Below are 11,046 nucleotides of genomic sequence, written 5' to 3'. Positions count from 1 at the left end.
CATGGGAGGAAGAGCGATGCCCGATCGTATACTCCTGCGAGCCGGTCACGTGCTGTCGATGGACCCCGCAGTCGGGGACCTCCCCCAGGGGGACGTCCTCATCGAGGACGGGAAGATCACGGCGGTGGAGCCGGACATCAGCGCCGACGCGGAAGTGCTCGACATGACCGGCCGTATCGTGATCCCCGGCTTCGTCGACACCCACCGCCACACCTGGGAGGCGTCGATCCGCAACGTCGCCCCCGACGCCACCCTGGACGACTACTTCGTCGACATCCTCGACTCCTTCGCGCCGCTGTACACCCCCGAGGACGTGTACGCGGCCAACCTCGCGGGATCACTGGAGTGCCTCAACGCAGGCATCACGACCCTCGTCGACTGGTCCCACATCAACAACACGCCCGCGCATCCGGACGCCGCGGTCCAGGCGCTCACGGAGACCGGCATCCGCGCGCAGTACGCGTATGGCAGCGCCAACACCTCACTGGCCGACTACTGGTTCGACAGCAAGATCGCGATCCCTGGCGACGACGTACGACGCATCCGCAGCGCCTACTTCTCCTCCGACGACGGCCTGCTGACCATGGGCCTGGCCACCCGCGGCCCCGGCTTCTGCACCAACGACGTCGTCACCGCCGAGTGGGCCCTCGCCCGCGAGCTGGGCATCCCGATCACCGTGCACGTGGCGATGGGCCGCCTGGCGGGCCGCTTCGGCATGGTCAAGCAGCTCCAGGGTCTGGGGCTGCTCGGCCCCGGCACCACCTATGTCCACTGCTGCTACCTCAGCGAGGAGGAGTGGCAGATGGTCGCCGACAGCGGCGGCACGGTCTCGATCGCACCGCAGGTGGAGGAGCAGATGGGGCACGGCTGGCCGCCCGTCATGAAGGCCATCGAGTTCGGACTGCGGCCCTCCCTCAGCATCGACGTCGTCACCACCGCGCCCGGCGACATGTTCACCCAGATCCGCGCGGCCTTCGGCGCCGAGCGCGCCCGGGTCAACGCCGACTGCTGGAAGGCCAACCTGCCCGTACCCGAAACGATGCTGACGGCACGTCAGATGCTGGAGATCGCGACACGTAACGGCGCCCACGTCGCGGGCGTCGAGGACCGCACCGGCTCCCTGACCCCCGGCAAGCGCGCCGATGTCGTCGCGGTCGACGCCACCGCGCTGAACGTCGTGCCGGTGCACGACGCGGCCGCCGCGGTGACGCTGTCGGCGGACGTCTCCAACGTCGACACGGTCATCGTCGACGGCGTGATCCGCAAGCGTGAGGGCCGGCTCGTGGCCGACGTCGACCGGGCCCGCCGACTGGTCGAGGAGTCCCGCGACCGGCTCCTGGCCGCAAAGGAGGCGAAGAGCGCCGCATGACCGGACACCTGGTGCGCCGGGCCGCCGACGTCCCGGAGCCGCCCTATGACGAACTCGGCCACCGGCGCCGGGAGTTGGTCGCAGAGGGCGACGGCAGCGTGCACACCGGCTTCGGCGTGTGCGAGATACGGCCCGACGGCCGGGTCGGCACGCATGTGCACTCGTACGAGGAGAGCTTCCATGTGCTCGACGGGGCCGTGATCCTCGACGTCCCCGACGGGTCGTACCTCCTCGAAGAGGGCGACTACGGTCTCCTCCCGACCGGCGTCCCACATGCCTGGCGCGGCGCCGGAGACACCGCCGGACGCTGGGCCGACATGCTCGCGCCGGTGCCGCGGGCCCGCTACGGCCACGACACCCAGGCGGTGCCCGCGCTGCCGGCCCGCGACCCCGTACGCATCGACGTCCGCGACCCGCGCACCCGGTCCTTCGGCCACTTCGAGCCCACGCAGATGGATCACGGCAAGCAGGCGCAGGACCTGCTCGCGGTGTCGGCGAGCATGCGGACCGCGTTGCTCGTGTACAGCGGGATCACCGTGAAGATGATGGTCGACGGCGATCTCGGCGCCGTCGCCTCGACCATGTTCATGGTGCAGTACGCGCCGGACGGGGTGGCCGGCACGCACGACCATCCCTTCGAGGAGACGTACCTGTTCCTGGAGGGGGCCGTGGACGCCACCTTCGACGGCGAGCGGTACCGGCTCGGGCCCGGCGACCTCGCGTGGGCGGGCGCCGGCTGTGTGCACGGGTTCGCCAACGCGGGGGAGGGACCCCTGCGTTGGCTGGAGACCCAGGCGCCGCAGCCGCCGCCCCGGCACTCCTACCGCTTCACGCGGGACTGGGAGTATCTGAGGGAGGCGCTGGGATCATGAGCAGTGTGCTCGTCGTGGGCGGCACCTCCGGGATCGGCCGCGAGTTCGCCCGCTCCCGCGCGCAGCGTGGTGACGAGGTGGTCCTCACCGGCCGTGACGCCCATCGCGCCGACACGGTGGCCAAGGAGATCGGCGCCGCTCAGGGCATCGCCCTTGATCTGTCGCAGCCTCGGGAGATCGCCGCCGCGCTGGCCGGCGTCGGGCGCCTGGACCACCTGGTGATCGCGGGCGTCTCCCGGGACGACAACCGGGTCACCGAGTACGACATCGACGCCGCCGTGCGACTCGTCACGCTCAAGCTCGTCGGCTACACCGAGGTCGTGCACACCCTGCGCCCACGGCTGCACGACGACAGCGCGATCGTGCTCTTCGGCGGACAGGCCAAGGAGCGCCCGTACGTCGGCGCGACGACGGTGGCGACCGTCAACGCGGGTGTGGGCGGGCTGGTGAACACCCTCGCCGTCGAGCTGGCGCCGGTACGGGTCAACGCCGTGCATCCCGGGGTCGTGGGCGACAGTCCGCACTGGCTGGCCAAGCCCGGCGAGGTGCTGGCGGGGCTGCGCGCCAGGACCCCCACCGGGCAGCTCGCCACGATGGCCGACGTCGTGGACGCGGTGGACTTCCTGCTGCGCAACCGGTCGGTCAACGCGGTCGAACTCGCGGTGGACGGAGGGTGGTTGCTCGGGTGAGCGGCTTCGAGTCGGGGGCTGGGTCAGGGCTTCAGGGCTTCAGGCCGACCGCGCCGTACAGTGACACGGGGATTTCGTTCGCTCCGAGCTCGCCCGCGCCCGGCCGCCAGTCCGACAGCGAGACGATCCCGGGCTCCAGCAGCTCAAGTCCCCTGAAGAGCCGACCCATTTCGGCGTGCGAACGGGCCACGAGCGTCACCCCGCTCGCGTTGTAGGCGGCGATGCCCCGACGGACGTTCTCCGGTTCAAAGTCCGCCGTCATCGCCGACAGCACCAGACAGCTGCCCGGCGCCAGCGCGCCGACCAGCGTGTCCACGAGCCGGTGGGCGCCGTCGTCGTCCGCGATGAAGTGCAGCAGCGCGATCAGGGACAGGGCGACGGGCCGGTCGAGGTCGAGGACCGACGCCGCCTGTTCGAGAATCCGCTCCGGCTCACGCGCGTCGGCCTGCACATACTCGGTCACGCCTTCCGGAGTGCCGCGCAGCAGGGCCTCCGCGTGCGCGAGCACGATCGGGTCGTTGTCGACGTAGACCACCCGCGCGTCCGGGACGGCGGACTGGGCGATCTGGTGCAGGTTGGGCTCGGTCGGGATGCCGGAGCCGACGTCGAGGAACTGCCGGATCCCCGTTTCCTGGACGACCGCCCGGGTGGCCCGCTGCATGAACCGGCGGTTGGCCCGCGCATGCCGCGGAGCGTCGCCCTGCATCGCCGTGATCCGGCGGCCGAGCTCCTCGTCGACCGGGTAGTTGTCCTTGCCGCCGAGGAACCAGTCGTACACCCGGGCCGGATGCGGCCTGCTCGTGTCGATACGGGACACGGCCGACTGGGTCGCCGACCCGGTTCCCGACTCGCTCCCCGCCACGCAGGCCTCCTGTGCTCGACAACGGTGAGTTGTGAGCAGTCTTCCACGATCACGCGGCCCGGCGGAGACTGTCTTCGGCCACCTCCTTGTCGAGCGAGGCCCGCACCAACGCGGCGGCCAGCACGGCCGGTTCGGTGTTCCCGGCGAGGCCGGCAACCCGTTCCGGGTCCTTGGGCAGACCGAGCCGCCGGGCACCCGCGAGCGCCTTGGAGTCCAGGTAGGGCGCCACTTCCGGCCAGACCCGCTGGGCCTCGCGCAGGAAGATGTCGGCACCGGACGGTCCCACACCGGGGAACTCCCTCAGCAGGCGGCGCAGTTCGGCGACGTCGCCGTCCGCCTCCTTGCGCAGCCGCCGCAGGTCGCCGCCCCACCGGTCGTTCAACAGCGCGGCATCTTCGCCGAGTTGGGTGGCCGTGCGCTCGTCGTAGCGCCGATAGCCGCCCCGGCCCAGCGCGTCGACCCGTTCCTGCCAGTCGGCGTCGGCCATCCGGCGCGGATCGCGCAGCCCCGCGTCATGGAGGGAGCGGGCGGTGTCGACGGCGATCGAGCCGCGGATGCGGGCGCTGAGCAGGTGTGCGAGTACCAGCAGCCGGTACAGCGGCTGCGGGGTGTTCCGCAGCCGGATGCCGGCCTCCTCGGCGAACGTCTGCCCGTGCGCGCGGACGAGTTCCCGTACGACTCGCTTGTCGTTGCTCATGGCCTCAGCGGGTCGTGGCCGATCGTCATCAGCTGATGCCGACGGCGGGTCTGTTCGGGCTCGGGCTCGTTCTCGAGGTCCGCCTGGTCGGTGACGGTGTCCACGACGTCGTACATGATCTGGACATCGTCGTCCGTGAGGTCCGTGCGTCGCTTCTGGAGGATCGCGAGGACGTGCTGACCGGTCGGCGTGCCGGCCTGGTCCGGCAGCGGCTCGGTCTCCTCGTCCGCGTCACTGACCCGCAGCCAGGTGGCCAGCTCCTGCGAGGTCATGTTCACGACGCGGTGGAACTCCTGCCACAGTGCGTCGAGTTCGAGGGCGTCGGTCACGGTGTGCCCCTTCTCTGCGGGTACGGCTCCGGGCGTACGGCTCCGGGCGTACGGCGTACGGCGTATCGCGGTGTGGGTGTGGGTGTCGGTGTCACTCGTCGCGCGGCCAGTTCTCGGCGTCGAACATCCAGCGCTGCTTCTCCAGCTCGCTCGTGATGCCGATCAGCAGGTCCTGCGTCACCGGGTCCGGCTCGGCGGTCGCGGTGATGCGTGCGCGCAGCCGCTCTATGGCCGCCGCCAGGGAGTCCACGACGAGCTGGACGACCTCGTTGTCGCGGACCCAGCCCTCCTTGGGGCCGGGCAGCGTGTAGGTCGCGGCGATGGTCTCCGGCCGGCCGTCGGGCGGCAGACCGAGTGCGGCGGAGCGTTCGGCGACGGTGTCGGAGAACGCGCGGGTCACCGAGACGACCTCGTCGAGCTGCAGATGGATCGAGCGGAACCGCGGGCCCACGATGTTCCAGTGCGCCTGCTTTCCGATCAGCGAGAGTCCGAGAAGATCGACGAGAGTGCTCTGCAGGGCCTCGCCGGCGACGCGGCGAGCCGGTTCGGGAAGCGTGCTCTTGACGACAGTCATTCCGCGCTCCTCCATTTCTGGCGTGGTGGGGCCAGTGCGGAGCGGTGCGACGCGGGTGCGACGCTGGTACCGCCCCATGCGGGCGCGGGTGCCCAGGGCGAACCGGTGCAAAACGCGACGTGTCTCAGTGTGCGAACACGCCGTCCAGGAAGCGGGTCAGGTCCGCGAAGACGTCCGCCTTGTTCGTCTCGTTGAACACCTCGTGCCGGGCTTGCGGATAGATGCGTTCGCGGTAGGTGTGCCCGGAGTGGCCTGACGGCTCGCTCCCGCGCAGTTCCTCGACGCCGACGCGGCTACCCGTGAGCGGGACCAGCCGGTCGTCGTCGCCGTGCTGCCACAGCAGCGGCAGGTTTCCGAGGTCGCCGCCCTTGGACACGGTGTCCAGCATCCGGGCGAACGCCTCGACCGTCGGCCGCTTCATCGGCCCGTGCCAGACCAGCGGATCCGCCACGTACGCCGCGCCGACCGCGGGGTCGCGGGAGAGCGAGGCCGGGCTGATGGGCGTGTCGGGGATCTCGTCGAGGGCGAGCAGCCGGCGGGGCAGCTCCCAGTCGCCGATCACTGGCCCGGACAGCGCCAGGGCGGCGAGCCCGTCGCCGTGGAGCTGGGCGTAGCGGGCCGCGATCAGGCCGCCCATGGAGTGCCCGACCATGACGACCGGCACATCCGGATGCGCGGCCCGGCCCAGCCCGGCGACCGCGTGCAGATCGGCGACCACGTCCTCGAAGTCCTCGATCACCACGCGCTCACCCGCCGACCTGCCATGACCGACATGATCGGGCCCGAACACGGCAGCACCGTGCCTGACCAGGACGTCCGCCACCTCGGCGTACCGGCCGACGTGCTCGCCGTAGCCATGGACCACGAGCGCGAGGTAGCGAGGCCGGCCGCGGCTCGGCCACTCGCGTACGACGATCGATCCCCGGCTTCCGTCGAGTACGTGCTCGCGGGCGTCGGCCATGCTTCCTCCGGCTGTGTCGGTGCGGGTCCCCAGGGGATCTTCCCAGCGGGCGGCAAAGCGGTCTATAGTCCAAAACTAGCGGTGCTAATTAACAGGGTGCCGATCCATCCGGCCCGGTCAGGAGTCCTGTCGTGCGTCCCGTCCACTTCGCGGCCGCCCGCCGCACCCCCATCGGCAAGCTGCGCGGAGCGCTGTCGTCGGTACGGCCCGACGACCTCGCCGCGACCGTGATCCGGGGCCTCGTCGCCGAGGTGCCCGCACTCGACCCGGCGCGCATCGACGACGTCTACTGGGGCGCCGCCAACCAGGCGGGCGAGGACAACCGCAACGTCGCCCGCATGGCCGCGCTCCTCGCCGGGCTGCCCGAGTCGGTCCCCGGCGCCACGGTCAACCGCCTGTGCGCGTCCGGCCTGGAGGCGGTGACGTCGGCCGCCCGCACCGTCGCGGCAGGCGAGGCCGACATCGTGCTCGCCGGCGGCTCCGAGTCGATGAGCCGCGCCCCCTTCGTCCTGCCCCGCCCCGACGAGGCGTTGCCCCACCGCATCGAGACCGTCGACACCCGGCTCGGCTGGCGCCTGGTCAACCCGGCGATGAAGGAACTGCACGGCCTGCTGGCCATGGGCGAGACGGCCGAGGAGGTCGCCGAGCGATACGGCATCCCGCGCGAACGGCAGGACGACTTCGCCCTGCGCAGCCACCAACGGGCCGCCGAGGCCCGCAAGAACGGCCACTTCGACGACGAACTCCTGCCGGTCGAGCGCCCGGACGGCGTGCTCGTCGACAGCGACGAGTGCATTCGCGAGGACACGTCGTACGAGAAACTGGCCCGGCTGAAGCCGGTCTTCCGGCAGGGCGGCACGGTCACCGCGGGCAACGCCTCACCGATGAACGACGGCGCGGCCGCACTGCTCCTCGTCAGCGAGGAGGCCCTCAACGAACTCGGCCTGGAGTCCCTGGGCCGCTACGTCGCCGGCGGCTCGGCGGGTGTCCACCCGGACGTGATGGGCATCGGCCCGGTCCCCGCCACCCGCAGGGTCCTGGCCCGCGCCGACTGGACGATCGGCGACATCCAGGAAGCCGAGTTCAACGAGGCGTTCGCGGCGCAGGCCCTCGCCTGCGTCGACGAGCTCGGCATCGACCCCGAGCGGGTCAACGCCAGCGGCGGCGCGATCGCGCTGGGGCATCCGCTGGGCAGCTCCGGTGCGCGGATCCTCACGACGCTGCTGCACCGGATGCGGCGCACAGGTGCCGAACGGGGGCTGGCGACCATGTGCGTGGGCGTCGGGCAGGGGAGCGCGGTGCTGGTGGAGCGGCACTAGCAATCTCCCAACTGGCGAGACGGTCCTTACCAGTACCTGTTGTCTGCACATACCATCGGTCTCCGCATGGACACGATGACGCTTTGGCACATAACAGGCTGGGAGTTCGCCGCGCTCGCCTTCGCGGCCCTGCTCGTCGGCTTCTCGAAAACGGCCGTCAGCGGGGCCAACACGGTCAGCCTCGCGATCTTCGCCGCCGTCCTCCCCGCCCGCGCCTCCACCGGCGTGCTGCTGCCGATCCTGATCGCCGGGGACGTCCTCGCCGTCCTCACCTACCGAAGGCACGCCCACTGGCCCACGCTGTGGCGGCTGTTCCCCGCGGTCGCGGCCGGCGTCGTCTTCGGCACGCTGTTCCTCGTCTGGGCCGACGACGGCATCGTCCGTACGTCGATCGGCGCGATCCTGCTGATGATGGCGGGCGTGACGGTGTGGCGCCGCCGTACCGCCGAGCAGGAGGCGGAGCCGGACTCGGTCACCAGCCGGACCGGCCGGGTCAAGGCCCGCTCGTACGGCGTCCTCGGCGGCTTCACCACGATGGTCGCCAACGCGGGCGGCCCGGTGATGTCGATGTACCTGCTGTCGGCCGGCTTCCGCAAGCTCGGCTTCCTCGGGACGTCCGCCTTCTTCTTCCTGATCGTCAACGTCTCCAAGGTGCCCTTCAGCGCCGGACTCGGCCTGATCGACGGCTCCTCGCTCCTGCTCGACGCGGCGCTCGTGCTCTTCGTCGTGCCCGGCGCGTTCCTCGGCAAATGGGCGGTGAACCGGATCAACCAGCGGCTGTTCGAGCACCTGGTGATCGCGGCGACGGTCGTCGGCGGCCTCCAGCTACTCCTGCGCTGACCCCTACTCCTGCGCTGCCCCCCGCAGCTCCCTCAGCAGGGCGGGCAGATCGGCGAAGGAGTCGATCACATGGTCGGGCGTGCCGCTCGCGGCCCGGTGCGTCTCGGGCAGATACTTCCCGGTCCTGACCAGCACGCCCCTGACCCCGGCCCGCTGCGCCGCCAGCACATCGGACTCGACGTCGTCCCCGACCATCACCGCCTCGCCCGCGCCGGCCCCCACATGCGCCAGGGCCGCCTCGAAGAACGCGGCCGACGGCTTCCCCGTGATCTCAGCCTCGACCCGCGCCGCCTTCTCCAGGCCGGCCAGGAACGCGCCGGTGTCCAGCTGCAACCCGTCATCGGTACGCCAGTACAGATTCCGGTGCATGGCCACCAGCCGCGCCCCGCGCTGCAGATGCCCGAAGGCCCGGTTCAGCGCCGCATAGCCGAACTCGGGCCCGGCACCCCCGACGACCACGACGTCCGGAACGGACTGGTCGCCCGCGCCCTCGTCATCTCTCAGGACAGCGACTCCGCCCAGGTCCTCCGCGATGTCCCCGCTGTTCAGCAGCACACACCGCGCCCCCGGAGAGTGCTCCGCCAGATACGCGGCGGTGACGGCGGGCGCGGTCAGGATGTCCTCGGCGGACACCGGGAACCCGGCGTCCGCCAGCGTCCGCGCGATCGACGCCCGGGTCCGCGAGGTCGTGTTCGTGACCAGTGCGACACCGAGCCCGGCCTCGCGGATCTCCCGCAGCGCCTCGACGGCCCCCGGCAGCGGCTGCCACGAGACGGTGAGCACCCCGTCGATGTCGATCAGAACGGCACGCAGGGATTGCATGCCACGTACGGATTCCACGCCACCTACGGATTCCATGCCAGGACCATAGCCAGCGATCCTCCCGGCACAGGTCAGGGCGTGATCCCGACACCCTCGATCCTGCTCCACGCCCGCTCCTGAGCCGACGTCATGGCGGGCCACCGCAGCCCGCCCGGTCGCGGCTCGACGCGCGTGGCGTACGGAGCCGGGCGGAACGCCGGGTCGTAGAAGCAGCCGGTGCCGTACGTGCGGTCGAACGCCGCGCACGACGCCGCGACCGACCCGGCCGTCGGCTTCTTGCCGCCGCGCACCCACTTGTCCAGGGCGGCAATGGAGTTGGCGTACTCGGCGTCGCTCAGCTCACTGTGCTCGGCCTCCCGCGTGAACGTCTGCACCAGATGCCCGTCCCGCCGGGCCCCGTGCAGCGTGGCCCGGTAGGCCGCCTCGTGCTCGACGAACGCCGTCGGGTCGTCGATCGCGTGCATCGTCAGCACCGGGATCGCGACCTTGCCCGTGAGATCGCTGTCGTAGGACAGATCGCGTACGGCCGTGGGGTCGGGGGCGAAACGCTCGACACCGGCGTTGAGCGCCTTGTCGTCATGCGACCTGGAGTACCGCACGCCCCGGTTGCCGAACGGGTTCCGGTCCCCGAGGCGGTCGTGCACGATGTCCCGGAACGTGAAGGTGGCGAACCGCAGATGCGACTCCAGCGTGCGCTCCGGGATCCGCGTGACGGCGAGGATGTCGTCGAGGTTGCGCTGCTGGAGCGCGGTCCGCTCCTGCGGCGCCGACGCGTAGCCCGTGCACTCCTGCAGCCGGGCGCGCAGCCCGGCGCTGGTCATGGTCGAGCCGGCGCGCAGGCCCTGCCACAGCGGGTACTGCGGCTCGGTCGGGCGGGGGTGGTTGCCGCAGTAGTACTGGTAGACGACGCGCAGGTCGATGCGGTAGTCGTAGCCGCGCGAGCCCCCGCCGAGGACGCCGTTGGTGAGCAGCGCCCCGTCGTACGCCCCGCGCCGGTCGCCGTATGTCTCCACGACCTTCGCGGCGACGTTCCCGCCCCACGACTGGCCGTGCACATACGTCCGCCGGGGCTTGCCGAACTCACCGACGAACAGCCGGCGCACGCTCTCCGTGTCCGCGGCGGCCATCCGCGTCCCGTAACCGCCCCGGCGGTACGACGAACCCGCCCAGGCGTAGCCCTCCTGCACCATCACCGACCAGCGCCCCAGATCGTCGAGGCTGCGGCCGGGGTCGGACTCCGCACCGAGGTCGGGGCCGCCGTGGGCGTGGACGACGAGAGAGCCGTTCCAGTCGTCGGGTACGGCTATCGCGTAGTAGGCGCCGTTGGGGTCCACGCCGGTGTAGCAGGTGGCCTTGTCGGCGACCGCGGCGGGGCATTCGGCGCGAGCCGGGGCCGCCGTCTCGCCGGTCTCTCCCCGGGCGTTCGACGCGCCGACGAGGAAGCCGGCGGCGAGGGCACCGGCCAGCAGGGCGGTCAGCGTCGTGCGCCGGTGGGGGGTCCATGCGACAGACCTGCGGATCACTGCGGGGGTTCTCGTCCAGTCCAAGACCCTGCTCCTCGTTCCTCTTCGGCGCGTCGTCGAGCCGTGCGCCGCGATGCTAGGGAGAGGCGGGACGAGGAACCACGGGTCCGTTCGTTGTGTTCATAGTGTTCGCGGTGTTCCGGGCGTTCGCGGTGCTCAGGGCGGCGGCATCGCAGCGGACGGCACGAC

General features: G+C 71.3%; 12 protein-coding genes. 5 read left to right on the top strand and 7 right to left on the bottom strand.

The window, feature by feature from the left end:
- Positions 1 to 16 precede the first annotated feature (16 nt).
- Genes OHO27_RS05435 through OHO27_RS05425 form a run of 3 tightly spaced genes read left to right on the top strand, consistent with a single transcriptional unit; the run spans position 17 to position 2,930 of the window.
- A complete protein-coding gene (locus OHO27_RS05435; protein ID WP_328420807.1) occupies positions 17 to 1,369 on the top strand; it encodes an amidohydrolase family protein in 1,353 nt (450 codons plus the stop codon).
- Positions 1,366 to 2,241, top strand: a complete 876-nt coding sequence (locus tag OHO27_RS05430) for a cupin domain-containing protein (RefSeq protein WP_328420806.1) — start codon at positions 1,366 to 1,368, stop codon at positions 2,239 to 2,241. The genes OHO27_RS05435 and OHO27_RS05430 overlap by 4 nt, the downstream gene beginning before the upstream one ends.
- The gene (locus OHO27_RS05425) at positions 2,238 to 2,930 is read left to right on the top strand and encodes an SDR family oxidoreductase (RefSeq protein WP_328420804.1); all 693 of its coding nucleotides are present in this window, start codon (positions 2,238 to 2,240) and stop codon (positions 2,928 to 2,930) included. Before OHO27_RS05430 ends, OHO27_RS05425 begins: the two co-directional genes overlap by 4 nt.
- A gap of 31 nt (positions 2,931 to 2,961) precedes the next feature.
- On the opposite strand, the gene OHO27_RS05420 is transcribed toward OHO27_RS05425, so the two are convergent.
- The 5 genes from OHO27_RS05420 to OHO27_RS05400 all read right to left on the bottom strand — a co-directional run bounded on the left by OHO27_RS05420 (position 2,962) and on the right by OHO27_RS05400 (position 6,353).
- A complete protein-coding gene (locus OHO27_RS05420) occupies positions 2,962 to 3,792 on the bottom strand; it encodes an SAM-dependent methyltransferase (protein WP_328420802.1) in 831 nt (276 codons plus the stop codon).
- Between the two features lie 49 nt (positions 3,793 to 3,841).
- Positions 3,842 to 4,489, bottom strand: coding sequence for an endonuclease (locus OHO27_RS05415; RefSeq protein ID WP_328420800.1), 648 nt, complete (start codon positions 4,487 to 4,489; stop codon positions 3,842 to 3,844).
- Entirely contained in the window at positions 4,486 to 4,818 is a 333-nt protein-coding gene (locus OHO27_RS05410; protein WP_328420798.1) for a DUF3140 domain-containing protein, read from the bottom strand. Before OHO27_RS05410 ends, OHO27_RS05415 begins: the two co-directional genes overlap by 4 nt.
- Positions 4,819 to 4,909: 91 nt before the next feature.
- Positions 4,910 to 5,392, bottom strand: coding sequence for a Dps family protein (locus OHO27_RS05405; RefSeq protein WP_328420796.1), 483 nt, complete (start codon positions 5,390 to 5,392; stop codon positions 4,910 to 4,912).
- A gap of 124 nt (positions 5,393 to 5,516) precedes the next feature.
- Complete coding sequence (locus OHO27_RS05400; RefSeq protein WP_328420794.1) at positions 5,517 to 6,353, bottom strand: alpha/beta hydrolase; 837 nt, start codon at positions 6,351 to 6,353, stop codon at positions 5,517 to 5,519.
- Between the two features lie 131 nt (positions 6,354 to 6,484).
- Between OHO27_RS05400 and OHO27_RS05395 the strand changes: the two genes are divergently transcribed.
- Positions 6,485 to 7,672, top strand: a complete 1,188-nt coding sequence (locus OHO27_RS05395) for a thiolase family protein (RefSeq protein WP_328420792.1) — start codon at positions 6,485 to 6,487, stop codon at positions 7,670 to 7,672.
- Positions 7,673 to 7,738: 66 nt separating this feature from the next.
- Complete coding sequence (locus tag OHO27_RS05390; protein ID WP_328420790.1) at positions 7,739 to 8,512, top strand: sulfite exporter TauE/SafE family protein; 774 nt, start codon at positions 7,739 to 7,741, stop codon at positions 8,510 to 8,512.
- A gap of 3 nt (positions 8,513 to 8,515) precedes the next feature.
- On the opposite strand, the gene OHO27_RS05385 is transcribed toward OHO27_RS05390, so the two are convergent.
- Complete coding sequence (locus OHO27_RS05385) at positions 8,516 to 9,334, bottom strand: TIGR01458 family HAD-type hydrolase (RefSeq protein WP_328430355.1); 819 nt, start codon at positions 9,332 to 9,334, stop codon at positions 8,516 to 8,518.
- A 71-nt stretch (positions 9,335 to 9,405) separates the two neighbouring features.
- Complete coding sequence (locus tag OHO27_RS05380) at positions 9,406 to 10,881, bottom strand: hypothetical protein (RefSeq protein ID WP_443059516.1); 1,476 nt, start codon at positions 10,879 to 10,881, stop codon at positions 9,406 to 9,408.
- Between the last annotated feature and the right edge of the window lie 165 nt (positions 10,882 to 11,046).

Source organism: Streptomyces sp. NBC_00443, from assembly GCF_036014175.1.
Taxonomy (GTDB): Bacteria; Actinomycetota; Actinomycetes; order Streptomycetales; family Streptomycetaceae; genus Streptomyces.
Note: the sequence above shows the minus strand (reverse complement) of the source record. Positions and strands in the feature narration are given on the sequence as shown.

What these genes read in the sequence shown, in the direction of transcription:
- OHO27_RS05435 (WP_328420807.1), top strand. Translation starts at nt 17, where the DNA reads ATGCCCGATCGTATACTCCTGCGAGCCGGTCACGTGCTGTCGATGGAC.
- OHO27_RS05430 (WP_328420806.1), top strand. Translation starts at nt 1,366, where the DNA reads ATGACCGGACACCTGGTGCGCCGGGCCGCCGACGTCCCGGAGCCGCCC.
- OHO27_RS05425 (WP_328420804.1), top strand. Translation starts at nt 2,238, where the DNA reads ATGAGCAGTGTGCTCGTCGTGGGCGGCACCTCCGGGATCGGCCGCGAG.
- OHO27_RS05415 (WP_328420800.1), bottom strand. Translation starts at nt 4,489, where the DNA reads ATGAGCAACGACAAGCGAGTCGTACGGGAACTCGTCCGCGCGCACGGG.
- OHO27_RS05405 (WP_328420796.1), bottom strand. Translation starts at nt 5,392, where the DNA reads ATGACTGTCGTCAAGAGCACGCTTCCCGAACCGGCTCGCCGCGTCGCC.
- OHO27_RS05400 (WP_328420794.1), bottom strand. Translation starts at nt 6,353, where the DNA reads ATGGCCGACGCCCGCGAGCACGTACTCGACGGAAGCCGGGGATCGATC.
- OHO27_RS05390 (WP_328420790.1), top strand. Translation starts at nt 7,739, where the DNA reads ATGGACACGATGACGCTTTGGCACATAACAGGCTGGGAGTTCGCCGCG.
- OHO27_RS05385 (WP_328430355.1), bottom strand. Translation starts at nt 9,334, where the DNA reads ATGCAATCCCTGCGTGCCGTTCTGATCGACATCGACGGGGTGCTCACC.